General features: G+C 54.4%; 13 protein-coding genes and 3 pseudogenes. 12 read left to right on the forward strand and 4 right to left on the reverse strand.

Features of this window, described 5'->3' with window-relative positions; genetic code table 11:
* Window positions 1-382 precede the first annotated feature (382 nt).
* Genes PPOP_RS02270 through PPOP_RS02300 form a run of 8 tightly spaced genes read left to right on the forward strand, consistent with a single transcriptional unit; the run spans window position 383 to window position 14,396 of the window.
* The gene (locus PPOP_RS02270) at window positions 383-2,164 is read left to right on the forward strand and encodes a VWA domain-containing protein (RefSeq protein WP_006284410.1); all 1,782 of its coding nucleotides are present in this window, start codon (window positions 383-385) and stop codon (window positions 2,162-2,164) included.
* A gap of 55 nt (window positions 2,165-2,219) precedes the next feature.
* The gene (locus tag PPOP_RS02275) at window positions 2,220-5,609 is read left to right on the forward strand and encodes a tubulin-like doman-containing protein (RefSeq protein WP_006284412.1); all 3,390 of its coding nucleotides are present in this window, start codon (window positions 2,220-2,222) and stop codon (window positions 5,607-5,609) included.
* A gap of 1 nt (window position 5,610) precedes the next feature.
* A complete protein-coding gene (locus PPOP_RS02280; protein WP_006284413.1) occupies window positions 5,611-8,040 on the forward strand; it encodes a hypothetical protein in 2,430 nt (809 codons plus the stop codon).
* A gap of 14 nt (window positions 8,041-8,054) precedes the next feature.
* Complete coding sequence (locus PPOP_RS21585; protein WP_148277804.1) at window positions 8,055-8,234, forward strand: hypothetical protein; 180 nt, start codon at window positions 8,055-8,057, stop codon at window positions 8,232-8,234.
* A 47-nt stretch (window positions 8,235-8,281) separates the two neighbouring features.
* A complete protein-coding gene (locus tag PPOP_RS02285; RefSeq protein ID WP_042227075.1) occupies window positions 8,282-9,562 on the forward strand; it encodes a vWA domain-containing protein in 1,281 nt (426 codons plus the stop codon).
* 19 nt (window positions 9,563-9,581) lie between these two features.
* Window positions 9,582-10,217 (forward strand): hypothetical protein, encoded by a 636-nt coding sequence (locus tag PPOP_RS02290; RefSeq protein WP_006284416.1) that lies wholly within the window; start codon window positions 9,582-9,584, stop codon window positions 10,215-10,217.
* Window positions 10,218-10,230: 13 nt separating this feature from the next.
* The gene (locus PPOP_RS02295) at window positions 10,231-11,493 is read left to right on the forward strand and encodes a TRAFAC clade GTPase domain-containing protein (protein ID WP_006284417.1); all 1,263 of its coding nucleotides are present in this window, start codon (window positions 10,231-10,233) and stop codon (window positions 11,491-11,493) included.
* Complete coding sequence (locus tag PPOP_RS02300) at window positions 11,490-14,396, forward strand: GAP1-N2 domain-containing protein (protein ID WP_148277805.1); 2,907 nt, start codon at window positions 11,490-11,492, stop codon at window positions 14,394-14,396. The genes PPOP_RS02295 and PPOP_RS02300 overlap by 4 nt, the downstream gene beginning before the upstream one ends.
* Before the next feature lie 177 nt (window positions 14,397-14,573).
* Here PPOP_RS02300 and PPOP_RS25690 read toward each other — a convergent pair.
* The 4 genes and pseudogenes from PPOP_RS25690 to PPOP_RS19885 form a co-directional block, all read right to left on the reverse strand.
* Window positions 14,574-14,813 (reverse strand): annotated as a pseudogene (locus PPOP_RS25690) (transposase); the annotation flags it as partial.
* Entirely contained in the window at window positions 14,813-15,079 is a 267-nt protein-coding gene (locus PPOP_RS25695; protein WP_052516568.1) for an IS3 family transposase, read from the reverse strand. The gene PPOP_RS25695 and the pseudogene PPOP_RS25690, both read right to left, overlap by 1 nt.
* 59 nt (window positions 15,080-15,138) lie before the next feature.
* The gene (locus PPOP_RS22480; protein WP_006284420.1) at window positions 15,139-15,297 is read right to left on the reverse strand and encodes a hypothetical protein; all 159 of its coding nucleotides are present in this window, start codon (window positions 15,295-15,297) and stop codon (window positions 15,139-15,141) included.
* Window positions 15,294-15,422 (reverse strand): transposase, encoded by a 129-nt coding sequence (locus tag PPOP_RS19885; protein ID WP_093470954.1) that lies wholly within the window; start codon window positions 15,420-15,422, stop codon window positions 15,294-15,296. Before PPOP_RS19885 ends, PPOP_RS22480 begins: the two co-directional genes overlap by 4 nt.
* Window positions 15,423-15,699: 277 nt before the next feature.
* Between PPOP_RS19885 and PPOP_RS02320 the strand changes: the two genes are divergently transcribed.
* The 4 genes and pseudogenes from PPOP_RS02320 (at window position 15,700) to PPOP_RS02325 (ending at window position 17,208) form a co-directional block, all read left to right on the forward strand.
* On the forward strand, window positions 15,700-16,017 hold the full coding sequence (locus tag PPOP_RS02320) for a hypothetical protein (protein ID WP_148277807.1): 318 nt from the start codon (window positions 15,700-15,702) through the stop codon (window positions 16,015-16,017).
* A 126-nt stretch (window positions 16,018-16,143) separates the two neighbouring features.
* Window positions 16,144-16,440 (forward strand): annotated as a pseudogene (locus PPOP_RS26290) (IS110 family transposase); the annotation flags it as partial.
* A 14-nt stretch (window positions 16,441-16,454) separates the two neighbouring features.
* Window positions 16,455-16,583: pseudogene (locus tag PPOP_RS19890) on the forward strand (transposase); the annotation flags it as partial.
* A 40-nt stretch (window positions 16,584-16,623) separates the two neighbouring features.
* Window positions 16,624-17,208, forward strand: a complete 585-nt coding sequence (locus PPOP_RS02325; protein WP_006284423.1) for a VanZ family protein — start codon at window positions 16,624-16,626, stop codon at window positions 17,206-17,208.
* Window positions 17,209-17,433: the final 225 nt, after the last annotated feature.

Below are 17,433 nucleotides of genomic sequence, written 5' to 3' on the forward strand. Positions count from 1 at the left end.
GTCCCTTCCTTTGACTGTAAACTAGTAAAATAGGAGAGGTTCCACAAGCCCATAACCATCTGCCACGGCTGCGGGTCTTTGTATCGTATCCTAATGAGACAATTTTCGACAAGGATATCCTTCATTCGGATGACTTTATCTCTGTTGCATTGTGCCGAATGAGGTTGAACTTTACAGTCACTGATTATATCATTATGACAGATTGGTGGTAAATCAGTAAATATATTGTCATTTCAGATCATATCGAAGCGGGGAAACCAAGGAAATTCAGCACATTTTCATCTAATTTTAAGAACGATCAGGTATAACAATAGAGTGCCGTCCTCCGTGCGGCTTGTATGCCTGCCATTAACCTATCATTTTTTGATAAAGGAGTACAACGATGCTGTGGAGAAAATTTGCTGCTTACATGATGTTGTTCACTTTGGCATTCGGCTTGCTGCCCTGGATCGGCAAGGCGCCCGCGGCGCAGGCTGCCCAGGCGGCCTCGAAGATCGATGCCATGCTTGTTGTCGATGTGAGCCATTCGATGGATACGAGCGATAAAGACAAGATCGGCAACGAAGCGATGAAGATGTTCGTCGATATGCTGTCTTCCTCGGGAGACAAAGTCGGTATCGTCGCTTATACCGATACAATCGAGCGCGAGAAAGCGCTGCTGAATATTCAGTCCCAGGCGGACAAGGAGGATCTGAAGCAGTTCATCGACCAATTGAACCGCGGGCCCTATACCGACATCGCGGTCGGGGTGAAGGAAGCCGTCAAGGTGCTTCAGCAGGGATCTGACCCGGCCCATGATCCGATGATCGTGCTGCTGGCTGACGGCAACAACTACTTGAACAAGAACGGCGGTCGTACGCAGGCGGAGTCGGATCAGGAACTGAGCGCGGCGGTAGAAGAGGCGAAGCGGAAGGGCATCCCGATCTACACGATCGGCTTGAACGCTGACGGGCAGTTGAATAAGGAAGCGCTGGCGGAATTGTCGCAGCAGACGAATGGCAAGTCGTTCGTCACGTCGTCCGCAGACGACCTGCCGCAAATATTGAGTGAAATTTTTGCCAGCCATCAGAAGCTGAAGATCGTTCCGGTCCAGTCGATCACCGGGAACGGGAGCTATCAGAACGTAACGGTGAACGTCCCGAACGCGAACGTGATGGAGGCCAATATTTCCATCATGTCCTTGAAGCCGGTCGAATGGAAGCTGTACGATCCGTCTGGCAAGGAGGTCGCGATTCCTTCGGATGACGTCCAGATGTCCCGTTCAAAGAGCTATTCGCTCCTGAAGCTGCTCCAACCGGGCCAGGGCGACTGGAAGCTGCAGGTCAAGGGGGCGGACAAGGACAGGATCGATATTAACCTTGTCTTCAACTACGATCTGGAGTTGACAATGGACCCGATTCCGTCCAAAACCTATCACAAGGGCGATAAAATCAAAATTGGTGCTTACTTGGCCAGCAATGGCCAGCAGTTGCAGAACGATGCGCTGTACCGGAACATGAGCGCCGTGCTGAATGTCAAGGACCTCGACACCGGCGATACGGTCGATCTCCCCCTTAATCAGGCGGGCGACCGCTTCGAAGGGGAATTCGAGGTGAAGGACAAGCACGATTACGAGATCAAAGTAAGAGCGGAGGAGAAGAGCTTCTATCGGGAGACGGAGCCGGTCAAGGTGAGCGCCAAGCCGGCGGGTGCCGGGGCATCCGCTCAAGCGGGCGCAGGCGATGGAGAGGCGGACAAGCCGTTCCCGATGTGGATCGTCTATGCGGGCATCGGCCTTATCGTACTCGCTCTGGCCGCCGGGTTCCTCCTTGCGGCATGGAAGAAGGCGAGCCGCGGCTTCGTCGGCCAGATGGTCATCGAGATCCGCGATGAGAATACAGGAGAGAAGACCTATCCGCAATATAAGAAGCTGACTGCCTTCAAGGGCAAATTCACGCTCCATCAGATGTTGCAGCTGGCGCCCGAGTTCAAGGAGACTGAGAAGATGGTCTTTATGCCGGGCAAGAGCGATCGCATCCTGCTCAAAAACGGTTCGGCTGGGACGGTTGAAAAATCGGGCCGCGCCGTCGATGCGAGCAGCGGGCTGGAGCTGAAGAGCGGCGACCGGATTACAGTGCCGCTACAACAGGTTGATAAAACGGTCTGGCTTGAATACATTGTATAGACCCGTTCCGCACGCCCGTTTTTGAACTCGAACTTATTGGGAGGAACATCCATTTATGAAACCCATCGTCAGAGAACATATTCAACAATTGGACGTATCGCTGGGCGGAGGAATCGTCAGCGATAAGATCCGCGTCGACACGATCGACAATCCGATCCTGATTATCGGCTTGGGAGGGACCGGCATCGATGCGCTGCTGCGCTTGAAGTATCAGATCAACCGCAGATTCAAGCTGCCGGAGGATCCGATCTCGAAGAAGAAGCGCGAGAAGCCGGACAATGTAGAGTTCCTGGCATTCGAGACGAACGAACAGGATCGCAACAAAAAATACCGCGGCATCGGACTCGATCCGCTCAATGAATTCGTGCTGCTGTCGAACGCCGAGATCGGCGGCCTGCTGCAGAACCGCAGCATCCTGGAGTCGTATATTACCGAGTGGCTGTCCCCTGAGCTGAGCATCACCGACGGAATGAACGGTGCCGCCGGCGTGCGCCAGGCGGGCCGCCTGCTGCTATTCACCAAGATCAATCATGTGGTGCAGGCGATTGACAAGAAGATTAAGACACTGTCCGTCGGCACGAACAAGAAGCTGATGGTATTTCTACTGTCCGGCTTGTCCGGGGGGACCGGCAGCGGCTGCTTCCTGGACATTTCCTACATTGTGCGGGGCATTATCGAGCGGGATTACGGCTCGGCGGGCATCGACCGCGTCCATACGCTCGGCTATCTGTTCACTCCGGACGTGAACCTGTCGAACAAGAGCCTGAGCGAGCATACGCGCGAATATATCAAGAAGAACGGCTACGCCGCGCTCAAGGAGCTTGATTACTGGATGAACGTCGACAGCCGCAGCGAGCGCTTCCGGCAGAAGTATGGCAACATCCTGACGGTCAATTCTCCGCTGCCGCCGTTCAACCTGTGCCACCTGATCTCGGCGACGAATACGGAAGGGAAGCTGCTGGAGAACGCCTATGACTACTGCATGAACGTGACGGCCGAGAACATCACGAACTTCATGGCGAGTGAGGAGAAGCAGTCCGGCGAGGAGTTCGCGATTCACGATTACATCAGTAACATCCGCACGAATATCGCCCAGATGAACCGGGCGTATCCGGCCAATTACGAGTACAACATCATCGGCGCCTCGTCGGCCGTCCTGCCGCTCGAAGAGATGACGACCTATCTCGGGTACCGTCTGTTCCAGAAGATGGAGAAGATGTTCCAGCAGGCGCCGAGCCAGGAGGAGGTCGAGAAATTCGCCCGCAAGCTGGGCGTTGATCTCGACACGATGGCGAAGATGTTCGAATCGCGCGTGCCCGAGCCGCTGCCGGGCTACGAGAACAGCGAGCGCCTGAGCTATAACCATGTCATCAAAATGCAAGTCGTCAATATGGATACGGAGCTGGAGCAGACGTTCCTGGCGCGGGCGCGCGAGGAATACATCAAGGCGAAGAAGCAGCTTCCCGGCGAGATCGTCGGCAGCTTCACCGATCAGATCCGGCGGATGTTCCTACATCCGGAGCAGGGGCCGTTCTATGTATCCCGTCTCCTCTACACGGAGAAGGGCTTCTGTCTGTTGAAAATGCTGCTCTCCTACATCGAGACGCTGCGCGAGAATCTGCATCATCTTCCGCGCGATATCGAAGCAGCGCAGGAGCAGGCGGACGAGCGCCTCGGCGATGCAAAGAGCGCCTTTATTTCTAAGGACAAAAAGAAAAATAGGTACATCGAAGCCAAAATTCAGGAATATTGGCTGCATGCCGATGTGGAGCGCACGGAGCAGATGATCGAGTTTTATGAGGATCTGTACCAACTGCTGAACCAGGAGAACAACCGGATTTATAGCATCTATACCGAAATATTGAACGCGCTCAACTCCATCTTCGAGAAGAACGGCGACATTCTGATCCATGGCGAGGAGCAAGCCGACCATAAAGGAAACCGGACCTATTACTGGAATATCGTCAGCGTGCCGGACATCTCGAAGGTCATCAGTAATTTGATGGATCAGAAGGAAGTCGACGACCTGATTCGGGACTTCTCGCTAGAGCTGCTGAACCATTCGAATCAGTGGATCAAGGAGCAGGAGCTCGATATCGTCAGCTCGATCTCGGATTTCCTGTCGGACAAGTTCGGCGATCTGATTACGCAATCGATGGAGGAGTTCCTTATCATGAAGTTCGGCCACGACGAGTCGATCGACAAGTTCGTCGAGCGCCAGATCGCGAGCAAGCTGGATGACGAGGCGGTTCCGGTGTTCCATCTGAGCAACAGCTCGGGCAATCTGCATTTTCCGCGCTGGGGCTTCGTGTCGGTGCCCGTCAAGGCGCCGAGTATTCTCAAAGGGATCCGCAATTATCAGAACAATGCGGTAGGCAAGTCGAACTTTACCGTCAAGGAGAGCGAGGTGAAGAATCGCATCTTCTGGCTGAATACGCATAACGGGGTGCCGCTCTTCGTCTACACGCCGCTCCAAGTGTACGAGGAGAGCTACGAGCGCACGATTCTCGACAAGGAAGGCATCGGCCGCCATCTCGTGCAGACCGACAAGGCGAACTGGACTTATCTTCCTTCCCCGATTCCGGAGCAGGCTTGGGGAGATACGTACCTGAACGAACGGGTGCAGAAATACAACGCCCGCGTCCGCGCCGAGTTCGAGCGGGGCTTCCGCTTCAAGGCCGTCATCGAGAAGGGGATGGACGATAATACGAGCAACCGTTATACCGTCGTCTTTACGAAGCCGTTCAACCTCGATGAGATGCTCAAAGGCTTCGATCTGCAGATCCAGGCCGTGAAGCCGAATCTCGGGGAAGTGAAGCGCGCTTACCTGGATTTGAAGCGGCTGCTAGAAGAGGGGCTGGAGCAGGAAGGGAGCAAAGATATCTTCGGCAGCATGAACGAGGAACTGGCGAAGGACAATCTGATCCGCTCGCCGGAGCTCATTATGCGCTTGCGCGAGGAACTGGCCAAGTATGAGGCGATTGAGGCGAAGATGGCGGAGTTCGAACAGCTCCTCAATCTGCATAAGGATGAGGAGAAGTGGCAGGATCAATTTATCGAAGCGATGTACACCGGAACGATCTGCAAAAAAGGCGCGCTCTATGTGTATGACCGCGACGAGGAAGAGGAAGCGTGGGATCCGTTCGCCAATCTGATGAAGAGCCTGGATTTTGTCGAGTACGAGGTCTATGAGCATTTCCGCGGTCTGGATGAGAAGCATCGCGGGGCGCTGCTGCGCAAAGCGGCTCGCCGCGCCGCCGAGATGACGGCGACGGAGGACGTCACTTTGCTGCTGGCGAAGCTGGATGAGTTGTACGCGGCGTCCCTGGAAGCCCGCGAGCGGCTGGAATTCGAGAAAATCGAGCTGGCACACGGGGAGGATGCATACCAGTTTTACAAGCAGTTGACGACCAAGCTGAATGCCATTCGGAGAAAGTTGAAGTAAGATGATGACGCACACCATGTTGGAAAGGTTCGCAACCGAATATGCGCGCGACGAGGATCGGCTCAGCGGCCGGGACGACAACCAGAGCAGCATTCATTATCCGACGGTGTTCCTCTTCATCGGCGACAAGGCGGGGGACGCGATCGAGCCGATGATCCGGATCAATGAGCGGAAATGGGATAACAGCGCCGGCGTCATGTACGTGCACGCGACGGACCGGGGCCAAGGTGAGGAAGCTTCCGGCGATGACGCAGACGGTCCTGCCGCCGGCAGCGCCGCTTCCGCACGGCATGGCGCAGAATCCGGCGGCAGCGTCGCCCGGCTCGTGCTTCCGCTCCGCGGCAGCGACAGCCGCAAGACGATGCGCTACGATGTGCACCGCCAGTTCTACGAGGAGAAGCGCGGCCTGCTTGAGCTCAACCGTACCTTGCGGAAGGTGAGCAGCGATATCGCGGAGTACGGCCGCCTCTATGCCTCCTTCGATCGGATTCATCTGGCGGTCATTACGCAAGCCGATGATCCGCTCAATGTGCTGGTGCCGGAAATGACGCTGCTGGCGGAAGCGATTTTCCAGCAATCGTTCAAGTCGGTACAGACGGATCTGTACGCGCTCATCCGCGAGCGGGAACAGGCGGAAGCCTTCGGCTATGCCAGCTCGGTGGGGGTGGCGTTCCTGCGTGAGCTCGATGATATGCAGAGTCCAGACTATTCATTCTCGGCCCCGCTGCATGTGACGGAAGACGGGATTGCGATCGAGGTGACGCATCCCGCTGCACCGTTATTCGATCTCGTCTATGTGCTGACGGACAAAAATGAACGCGGCATGTCGTCCTTCGATGAGGAAGACAATTACGAGATCATTTGCCATATGAACCTGTTGAAGAACCGGAAGCGGATCGACTCGGCCGAAGCGCATGGAATGGATAGCTACAACAATACCTCCCTGCGCAACAATCTGATGACCGAATCCGGCCGGATTGGGTTCGTCTCGGCGGGATTCTCGAAGGTGAAGCGCCCGAATCATTCGATTGCGCTTGCCGTACTGTATCATTTCTGCTGTCAGTTGACGGAGCGGATGAAGGGCGGACCCGAACGGACGGCGGCGGAGAAGCTGGCCTGGTTCGGGCTGGACCCGAAAGCGATAGCGGACCGGGTCGATCAAGCGGTCCCGGACGAGGAGCGGCTCCGCGACATGAACGGCATGATGACGCATGGCGTCAGCTTCAGCCAATTGAAGCGCATGACGCTGCGCGAAGCCGAGGAAGCGCTGTTCGGCAACGGATGCATCGCTTTTTTTCGGGATAATTATGAACGGGCTGCTAAGAGCGCGATCCGGCAGTTGCCGGATGACGAGCTGCATGATAGGGTCGCTGAGCGTCTGGCCGCCCAGGCGGAACCCGGCTTCTATCAGGTGTACGCCTGGACGAACGAGGCCGAGGAAGCGGGCAGCGTCTGGCCGCTTCTGCACGGCCGCATCCGCGAGGCGGAAAGAGCGCGGGAAGCGGCGCAATCGAAGCTGGAGCAGAAGTATGGCGAGACGGTGGAGGAGCAATCGTTCCAGCGGCTGCTGCTGATGGACAAGCATAATGTGCGCAGCTTCATCCGCACCTTTTTCGACACCGTGTACCGCCAGAAGCTGGAGGTGCTGCGGCTGGAGACGGAGCTGCGGCTGTACCGGAAATATGAAGCGGAGCTGGAACGGCTGCACGCGATCTACAAGCAGTACGTGCAGCAGATGGAGTCGCTCGAGCGGACGCTCCGGGAAGCGGCGATCGGCAGCATCCGCCAGGCCGATGATTATATCGGCCAAAATATTATGGCGTATTATGAACGGGTGACGGCGGACGTCATGCGGGACATCGAGGCGAAGCGGGGGCCGGGCGCCTTTGGCGAAGCGCGGTATATGGGCAGCGTTTCCCGCCTGCTGGAGCAGGGAACGGAAGCACTGGCCGCGCGGCTGTGCGAGGTGTGCCAGGATCACATCCTCACTGCGGCTCCGTTCAAGCAGACGTTCGAGGAAGAGCTGCTGCGGCGGGCGAACGTGACGATCGACTACAGCAACCGGGAGGTGCTGTCGCAAGACGAGCTGTTCAAGAAGCTGTACCGAACCCTGGAGGAGCATGCCGGCATTCATATCCGCCTGCTCGATTATACGCATAAGCACCGCTACGAGGAGAAATATTTCTTCGGCGACGCGACGAGCGAATTTATGCGGTATGCGCTGAACGAGGAGGAGACGTCGCGCATCTACAAGCTCGGCTGCGTGCACGAGAAGCGAAGCAGCGGGGTGGAGAAGCTGAACATGATGGGCGGCTTCCGCGTCGAGGACCTTATGTATTACCGGAACGGCAAAATGTACTACGAGAGCTATGTGCAGAACGGGTACCGATTTCACGGCATCGATCCTGAACTGCGGCCGCCTGTCCGTTAAGCCGGGCATGCCGGGTGAATGTCCGCCGGGCTTCCGTGTGGGACAGCGGACGTTCGGTACAGACTGCTGCCGTTCCCGGAGGGGGATGGCGGGGAAGTGGAATGTGGCACATCCTTCCGAAGGGCAGCAAGCGGTGTCCAACCCAGCGTACTGGCATGGAGCAGGTCATGGCGATGACCTTAACGGATACGTAAAACCGGCCTTTATGAACACGTATTTTATGTGAGAGGATGCTATATGTATGCAGCGAAAAGTAAATTGGCTTATGGTGCTATTCAGCCTGATCGGGGGCGCCGTCGGCTGGGCCGCCGGGGAGTGGCTGTTGGGCCGCCTGCATGGCCAATGGCCGGATGTCGTAGTGAGCGGGCTCTACTTCGGGGTTATCGCCCTATTTATCGGCCTGGCCTGCCTGACGGCCGAGATGATCTCGCCCCGGCTGAATGGCCCATCGTGGCGGCAGCGGTATGCGGGCACGTCGTGGCTGGTGCTCGTGCCCGCGACGCTCGTCCTGCTGTTCATCGCGGGCCTGGCGCTCGAAGCGGCGTACCAGATCGAAGCGGGTGGCGTCAAGACGGTCAAAAATATCGTGCTCGTAATTGACAATTCGGGCAGCATGGAGCAGACGGATCCGAACCAGGATCGCTATGAAGCGGCCAAACGGATGATCGAAGAGATGGATCGGGACAAGCGGGTAGCTGTGTTTGTATTTAACGACAGCGTGGATCTCCTTCAGCCTTTTGTGCAAGTGAAGGATCAGGTTGTCAAGGAAGAGCTGTTCGCCAAGATCGATGCACTCCAGCCGACACAGGGCGGTACGGATATCGGCCTGTCTCTATCCGAAGCGATGAAGCATATCAAGGACAACCCGAATGATTCGCGCGGCACGATGGTCGTGCTGCTGTCGGACGGCTTCAGCGAAGTGAACACGAACGAAGCGCTCGCCGACTATAAGGCCCAGCATATTGCCGTTCACACGATCGGCCTTAGTCTGGTCGAGGCGGAAGGCGCGGGCCTGCTGCGTCGGATCGCGGATGAGACCGGCGGCCAGTACTACGATGTATCCACAGCGAACGAGCTAGCGTTCGTCTTCGAGAAGATCTACAGCAGCATCGGGGAGCGAACGCTGGTGACGGAGCGTTCCGGGCCGCTTCGGGACAGCGGCTATTATATGGCGCTGCATGTCATCGCTTTGGCGCTTATCGGAACGGCGCTCGGCTTGTCGCTCGGCCTCGTGTTCGACAACCGCTATCTCGCCAAGAGCTTCGGGATCGGCGGCGCGGTGGCGGGGCTGCTAGCCGGTCTCCTGCTGGAGGCCGGCTTGTCCGGACGGCCGCTTACGGACGGCGCTGTGCGTCTGGGCGCCGATCTGGTGCTGGCGGGGGTCATCGCGCTGTTCTCGCTGATCGTGCCTGTGCAGGAGAACCAGCGGCAGCGGGAAGGCCGCCAGTGGAAAGGACCGGCGGAGAATGAAGGAAGCAGCCTGTCCGAATGGCAATCTGATCGGAGCAGTCACGGATTTTAGTGTGGGGAGGCCATGACAAATGCATTATACGGAAGCGGGTCCTAAGACGCCGGTTATCCGCGAACTGACATATCGAATTGACGAAGAGCGATGTACGTTGCACTGGCTATGGCCCGATACGATCCAGGCGGTCTATGTGCACAAGGCGTCTGCGGAGCGCCCGGCGGCCGAGCGCCCGCGGGCGGCGGAACTGAAGCTGTACACGAGAGACGAGTACAAAGCCAACAACGGGTACCATGACCGGATGGAAGGGATCGGGCGGATCGTCTACACCATCTACGCCTGTCTGTTGCAGGCGGGCGGATCGCAACTTGTCATCCAGCCGGATGGCGGGAACCGGATCGCGCTGAGCACAGGCCGGGCGAGAATCTTGTACTCGATCCGCTATAAAGGCGGCTGGTTCAAAAAATTCAAAACGGCGCAAATCCAAGTGACGGTAGAGGTGCCGCTGCCTGCGGATGTGCTGTGCTATGTGAAGAAGCACGGCGGCTATCCCGCCAGCAAAGACGACGGAACGGTCTACCCGTTCGTCGAGCCGTTCGCCCCGGGACGGAACGTGCTGCCGGAGATCGAGATCGGGAAGGACGATGAGATTCGGCTCTTCTTCACCGACGGCCGCCAATATGGCCAGCTATACGAGTTGATACCGGAATGAGGAGGGGAAGTCATTGGGGATTTTTGATTTTCTGAAGCGCAAGCCGCAGCCGACGTCACGGCCGCTGTTCTATGATATCGTATGCCCGTACTGCTTCAGCAAATTCTCGCCGGAGGAGGTTGTGTTCCGCGCGGCCCATCACCGCGAGGATGACGAGAATTATGCGCTGCAGGAGGATGAGTTGCTGAACAAATACCGCGACCGCTTCGGCCTGGACACCGTCTATGATATGGAGGCGGTCATCGATCCGCACGATATTCCCGAAGAGCATCATGTGTTTTCCGATCACGTTCTTATCGGGCTGAATGACCGCTATGGCGTCATCACGCGCAGAAGGCTGTGTCCGCACTGCCATAATGAGCTGCCCGTGACCGCTGGAAAGGTGCCGAGCAATATCATTTCCATTATCGGCGCTTCCCAGGTCGGCAAATCGGTCTACATGACCGCGCTCATTCATACGCTCCAACATACGACGGCCGATCATTTCGATGCCGCCTGCATGCCCCTCAATGCGGAGATAAGCCGCAAGTTCCGCACGATGTACGAGGAGCCGCTGTTCGAACGCAGCGATCTGCTCGCCTCGACGCAGAAGGAGAAGATGCAAGAGCCGTTCATCTTTCAATTCGTCTTCAAGGATGAGACGAAGCCGCCACTTACGCTGGTGTTTTTTGATGTCGCGGGGGAAGGGATGGTCGATCAGGATTATCTCGGCCTGCACGGCCAGCATATCAAAAATTCAGCCGGCATCCTCTTCATGATCGATCCGCTGCAAATTCGATCGATTCGTGAAAAAATCCGCATGCAATACGGCGGAGCTTCCGATGAGTGGGTGCCGCAATATGACGAGCCGCGCGATGTCGTGCTGACGCTGTTCGGCGACTTCATCGCCTACCAGGATAAGAACAAGACCGACATTCCGACGGCGGTCGTGCTGACGAAGAGCGACATGCTGCATGCGTTGAAGGATGAGGACGGCGACTATATCAAGCCGAACAGCAATATTTTCCATAATATGGTTCATCGCAACTATCTCGATCTGACGGAATTCCATAATATCGACGGCGAGATCAGGCGCTTCATCGAGAAGGTGGACCGTCCGTTCAAAGGAACGATGGACGTCTATTTCTCCAACACGGCCTACTTCGCCGTGTCGGCATTGGGCAGCAATCCGGTCAATCAGAAGCTGCAGGGGGTTGTCAGTCCGATCCGGGTGGATGAGCCGTTCATCTGGCTGTTGCAGCAATTGAATTATATCGAGGGGAGAGAGCAGCATTGACATCGAACAGATCCTCTCGCATCCAGCAGCAAATGTACACGCGGGAGCGGCGCGGGATTTTCCGCTCCAACGAAGGCTTCGACACGATCGCGGCCTCCAGTGGGCTGGATACCGGCTTCATCAAAAAAGTGCTGCATCCGTTCTGCGTCTATGATGTTCCGGCGGAGTTGGCCGCGCGCGGCAAGAAGGACGAAGCGCGCTATCCGCAAGCGCTGCACCTGTTTCACGCCGATATGGGGCAGCTCGTCCTGGGCCGCAGCATCTATCAGGCAGCCGATTTCACGGGCTTGCGCAGCGCCTTCTTCACCCACAACTATGTTGTGCCTGCCGAGCGGGCGGCCGAAGCGGTGAAGGACTACCCATCACTGCTGAACGCGGACTTCGCCGGCAGCTATGACATTGAGCAGGGCACGGACCTGCCCGAGCTGGAGCGGATTCCCGCTGCGGCGGAAGAGCGCCGTTCGGCTTCGCCGATTGCCCTGCTCGCTAGCCTCGGCATCGACGAGAAGCTATTCAAGCAACTGCTGTTCGCCGTCATGTCGTCCATTGTCACGAGACGCAAAGTGTTCGTGGCGCTCGATATCGCGGTGGAGGAGTTGTCGGAGGCCGCCTTGCAACTGGTCGGCGTGCTGTACGGAAGCCTGCCGTATGTGTACCGCCGCAGGCTCGGCTTCCTGACCTTCTCGCAAGAGCCGCAGAGCCGGAAGGGCATTCATCTGACGTTCGTCGAGCAAGGGAGCTTGCGCCCGAATGATCGCAACATCGACAAGGACTATACCTTCGATCTTGCCTCCCGGCGGGTGACGAATGTCGATCTCGATCTGGGGAAGCAGCCCTACTTAAGCTTCGCCTGGAGCAATCTGGCGCAGCCGGAGCGGGCGGAAGCCTTCTATGTCTTCGCGGAGCAGATGCTGGAGGGCATGGATTCGCAGCGGCATACCGCGATCGCGAGCTGCCACGAGCTGGCTGTATTGTACCAGATCGAGGAAGGCACGGATTCTTTGTATATGCAGAACCGGGTCGGCGCGCTGCGCTCGATGCTCGATTACTTGGCGCCGGAAGGGGCTGTTCAGTCGAAGCAGCGGCTGACGGAGCTGCTCCGCAGATGCTTCGAGCGCGAGGTTGAGCGGGTCAAGCAGGGCGAGATGCCCGATCCGGCTATCGTAAAGTGCTTTATGGAATACGAAGCGCTTGCCGGGTCGGCGCTGGGCAGCGATCTGATCGGGTATTTGATCCGGAGCTTGTATGAAGCCAGTCAGGCCAAAGGCCGCGAGCGAATGGAAGCCTACTATACGCTTATCGAGGGCAGCGCCAGCGTCAGCCGGCCCTTCTTCGATACGCTGCTGCGGGGCGGCAAGACGGTAGATCTTTTCTATCCGTATATCCGGCAGAAATTTCAAGAGATCGTACGAGCCGAGGAGCTCGTGAAGCTGGCTCATCATTGGTCCAGCCAGCACCCGGTTCTGCTGAGCAAGGCCGAGTTCACCGAGCTGGCCGCTGGGCAGCTCGCCGAGAAGCTGCGCCATGATGCGGAGCCGGTGTCCGCCGTGAACGCGGTGCTGGATACGGTCGACCGCCTGCTCGCGGAAGAGGGGCGGCCTGCCGGCGAAGATATGCTGCTCTTTATGGAGAAGTTGACTTATGCGGCGAATGTGTTCCTGTTGACAGAGCTGAATCTGGAGCAGACGCGACAGGAAGCGTTCCTGCAGATCGGATTCCTGGCGCACCCGGACGAGGTAAGGGAATGGGCCGCCCGCTATCCGCCTCAGGTGCAGTCTACGGCGAATGTCATGCTGTCTGCCTACCGCTGGTTCCAAGATGCCGAGCCGGATAAATCGATCTTCAACGGCTTATCGCCTTCCGAACTGGATCGGCTGCAGCAGCTTGGGCGCCGCTGGCTGCAGCAGGATCTGGGACCGTCCCGGTTCGGCCGGCTGGTGCTGGCGTTCTGCCGGGATGCGGATCAAGGCTTGATCGAATACGGAGCGCTGCTCCATTATTTGCATCAGCATGCGCCGGACAAGGAGACCGTCTACCAATTCATGAGCTGGTCCGAGAAGCAGCGCTTTTTCTCGCGAGGAAGGAAGCTTGAGCCGGGATTTGCTGCAGCGGTGGTCGCTTATTTCAAAAAATACGACCGGGACGCGTTCAAAAATCGGACGAACCGGAAGCTGTATTTCGAGCAGGCGGGCGCGCCGCTTCAGGCTGTATACGACAAGGCCCGCAACGAGCTGTCGCCGCCCATCGTCAGATGGCTGCGGCGCAACCGGAAAGCGATGGTGTGGTGCGCGGCCGCTATTCTGGTTATCGGCGGCATTGCCGGCGGCTTGGCGTCCTCCGGCGTCTTCGACAGCGGCAAGCCTGCGGTAGCAGATAACACCGCGGCCGATTCGACGCCGACGACGGAGCAGCCAGCAGAGAAGCTTGAGCCGCAAGTCTATGCGAGACAGAGCGAGGATTTCGTGGACGGCGAATTACAGCCGATGACCAAGCTTGTGTTCGAGTTCGAGACGGAGGCGGAATGCGCCGCATTCCAGGCGGGCACGATCACGGTGAAGCTGGAGGGCGGCACCGAGCACACGTATCCGGATCGTTCTGTCCAGCATCTCTGTTCCTCGGGGGCCGGGACGGAAGGAACGCCGCCGGGCAGCTCTTCCGATGCGGGAACCGACACTGCGGGATCGCCGGATGCAGGCGGTACCGAATCTTCTGATGGCAAGGCAGGGTCTTCAGGTGAAGAGGACATTGCGCAACGGGAAGAGGTGACGGATTCTATCCAGCCAGCCCGGCAGCGCATCTATCAAGCGATTGTCTCTTTAGGCGAAGAGGTGGAGCTTAGACAAATAAGTGAAGTACTTGTGAATCAACAGAGAGTTGAATATGTCAAATCTATTGAGAAATAGAGGCTGTGCCCAGATCATTTTATCGCCCTCCCCGGCTACAGTGATATTACATGAAAATGAGGGTAACCAGATGAAGCTGGTTACCCTCATAATACGAATCTATTTTACAGATTCAGCAACGTGTTTTGCGTCATGTTATTAGCTGGTATTAGGTCAAGATAGTAGACACAGAAATAATTATGCGGCGGTCTTCGAATTGATATCGTTGCATTCCATTTCATCAGGGGTCACATAACCAATCGACGAATGAATGCGTTGGCGGTTATAAAATACCTCCAAGTATTCGAAAGTGGCCCGACGGGCTTCATCTCGGGTCTTGAAGCGGCGCAGATAGATCAGTTCTTTTTTTATCACGCTGTGGAACGATTCGATGCAGGCATTGTCGTAGCAATTTCCTTTGCGGCTCATGCTGCCAGTCATGAGTGCTTGGAGTTTGTAGTCGCTTTATATTTCTTCATCGTCCGGGAACGCCACCCGTTTTCTTTCATGATTCGGGCCACCGTTCGTCCTGAAATGGGGGTACCGTTCCGCTTTAGCTGCTCCGTCACCTTCGGACTTCCGTACAACTGCCTGGAGCTGTCAAACACATCTTTAATCTGCTTTGTCCATTCCTGACGGCGACGGGTTCGGTCACTGGGCGGACGGTTTAGCCATTTGTAGTAGCCGCTGCGAGAAACTTGCATCACCTTGCACAACTTCTCCAATCGGTACTCGAAGCGGTGTTCATAGATGAACAGATACTTTACCGACGGTCTTTCGCGAAGTAGTGCATCGCCTTTTTTAGAATCTCGTTTTCCTCCTGCATTTCCCGGATTCGCTTCTGCATTTCCCGCATCTGGTGCTCCCCCGACTTGAACACCTGCGCAGCGGCGATTTCCGGCTCCTCCGCGAACTTCTTCATCCAGCCGTAAATGTATTGTCGTTGATCTTCAGCTCGCGGGCGACTTCCGCCACTGGCTTCCCGCTCTCTTTCATATGCTGGACCGTCTGTTTCTTGAATGCATCGTTATACACAGGTTTTTTCATGGGACACAGTCTCCTCTTCACTTCTGTTGGATTGGGCTGGAAGACTGCTCACGAATCCTTTTCAGAAGAACTGTCGCACTTGGCTTCACAATCCGTCTTTTAAAGATTCAATTTTGGATTTGGATGTGATTGACTTCAATATATTACCATGGTAATATATTCTGTAACAGAATTCACAGACATAGAATATAGAATGGTCGTTAAATTCCAAGAAATTGTAGAGGGTAATCCAAATTACTTAAAGTGTGCGAACAATATTGAAAGGTGGAAAAATCAAATGAACAAGAAATTATTTATTTTGAGTTTAGCCATCGCCTCGATGCTGGTTGCATCACAATCAGCATTTGCCGATCAAGTTACAGTTCAGAAAAATGGAATTATTGTAATCGATAGAAGTGATGAAAATGAAAATGTTGTTTTAAGCAAAAAAAATTGTGATCTCACTCTTATTGATAAAGGGAGCAAATTAACTATCAATAATGGTGAGGTTACATTTACTGTTACTGATGCGGGAAAAAAAACAGATAGTCTTGTTTATTTGAGTGAGAGTAATGACTCCAAGAATCCAAGAATCATTCAAAATGGAGGAAAATAGCGAGCATTTACTTGATGTGCCAACTTCCCATACTGCTAATAACATGACGCGAAACACGTTGTTTTTTATGGTGTCCTTTACCCCGTCCAATCCGTCATGAATTCTAGTTGTATGGAGGTAACGCTTATGGAAGTTTTGCTGGAGAGCTGTGCAGGAATGGATGTCCATCAAGAAACGATCGTCGTCTGTGTACTAACAACGGATGCTTCAGGTGAAGTACAAAGTGAAGTTCGTACCTTTGGTACGCTGATCAAAAATCTGTTTGAGCAGAATGGATCGCCAAGCTACTTCGTGTAGGTCTCATCGAGCCAAGCTTTGTTCCCTCTGAAGACCTAAGGGAATTACGTGATCTTTGCCGACTTCGGAAGAAACGAATCGGCGGGTTAACAGCTGAGAAACCGCATCCAAAAGTACTTGGGAAGCCTGCAATAGTAAACATCGCAGAGATTGGCGTCGATATGAATCAGTTCCCAACAGCAGATCATCTTGCTTCTTGGGCTGGTGTTGCACCCGGTAATCACGAAAGTGCGGGCAAAAAAAAGTACAAAAAAGGAGAAGGAAAATTATTCTTTATATTTTAAATATTTTTTGGAAAGGAACTAAATAATGGGTTTTAGTCATATTTTTACACATTTTTTAGAATTTGAAACTTTTATTTATCTATTACTGCTTTCTTTTTTTATTTTATTTATTATTCAGATTATCAACCTGATAAAGAAAAAGCCTTTTAATATATATATTTTTTTTGTAGATTATTTTTTTATTTTTTATTTGCTTATTGTTTCTCTTTTTGTATTTTCAAATGGGTTTTGTAGTGATCCATTTGACATTAAAGATGCTACTCAGCTCATTCCGTTTAAAAGTATATACAAGTTCGTAGCTTTAGAAAATTATTTTCAAATTACAGGTAATACTTTACTATTACTTCCGTTTCCCATTTTGTTACAATTAAGATCTTTAAAGAGATATAAAATTAAGCAAGCTTTTTTGTATACATTGACATGTTCATTATTAATTGAATCTATGCAATTAGTGTTGGATGTTTTATTTAATTGTAATGGTAAAATATTTGATGTCGACGATTTAATTTTAAATACAATTGGAGGCGTAATGGGATGGCTTGTTTTTAAACCAATTTTTCCGTATTTTTATAGATTATTTTCTGGTTTTATTAAAAAGAAGATGAGTTGAGTCATCATATCACTGTATATGCATAAAAGCCCCCAAAGCCAATTCCATAGCTTGCTGCACACTAGCCGCTTCATACCTATGTAACGATATCGGAAATCGCGGTCCGTCAAAAGCGGCTGGAGGCCGCTGTTGGCTGGAGTGCCGTCTATTCAATTGAAGAAATCAGCGATGCTGTTCAACGCCTTGGAGAAGAAGCCTCTGTGGAACATCTGACATCGCTGCTTT

It is taken from the genome of Paenibacillus popilliae ATCC 14706 (assembly GCF_000315235.1).
Lineage (GTDB): Bacteria > Bacillota > Bacilli > Paenibacillales > Paenibacillaceae > Paenibacillus_B > Paenibacillus_B popilliae.

What these genes read in the sequence shown, in the direction of transcription:
- PPOP_RS02320 (WP_148277807.1), top strand. Translation starts at nt 15,700, where the DNA reads ATGAACAAGAAATTATTTATTTTGAGTTTAGCCATCGCCTCGATGCTG.
- PPOP_RS22480 (WP_006284420.1), bottom strand. Translation starts at nt 15,297, where the DNA reads ATGAAGAAGTTCGCGGAGGAGCCGGAAATCGCCGCTGCGCAGGTGTTC.
- PPOP_RS19885 (WP_093470954.1), bottom strand. Translation starts at nt 15,422, where the DNA reads ATGAAAAAACCTGTGTATAACGATGCATTCAAGAAACAGACGGTCCAG.
- PPOP_RS02275 (WP_006284412.1), top strand. Translation starts at nt 2,220, where the DNA reads ATGAAACCCATCGTCAGAGAACATATTCAACAATTGGACGTATCGCTG.
- PPOP_RS02285 (WP_042227075.1), top strand. Translation starts at nt 8,282, where the DNA reads ATGCAGCGAAAAGTAAATTGGCTTATGGTGCTATTCAGCCTGATCGGG.
- PPOP_RS25695 (WP_052516568.1), bottom strand. Translation starts at nt 15,079, where the DNA reads ATGCAAGTTTCTCGCAGCGGCTACTACAAATGGCTAAACCGTCCGCCC.
- PPOP_RS02290 (WP_006284416.1), top strand. Translation starts at nt 9,582, where the DNA reads ATGCATTATACGGAAGCGGGTCCTAAGACGCCGGTTATCCGCGAACTG.
- PPOP_RS02280 (WP_006284413.1), top strand. Translation starts at nt 5,611, where the DNA reads ATGATGACGCACACCATGTTGGAAAGGTTCGCAACCGAATATGCGCGC.
- PPOP_RS02325 (WP_006284423.1), top strand. Translation starts at nt 16,624, where the DNA reads ATGGGTTTTAGTCATATTTTTACACATTTTTTAGAATTTGAAACTTTT.
- PPOP_RS02270 (WP_006284410.1), top strand. Translation starts at nt 383, where the DNA reads ATGCTGTGGAGAAAATTTGCTGCTTACATGATGTTGTTCACTTTGGCA.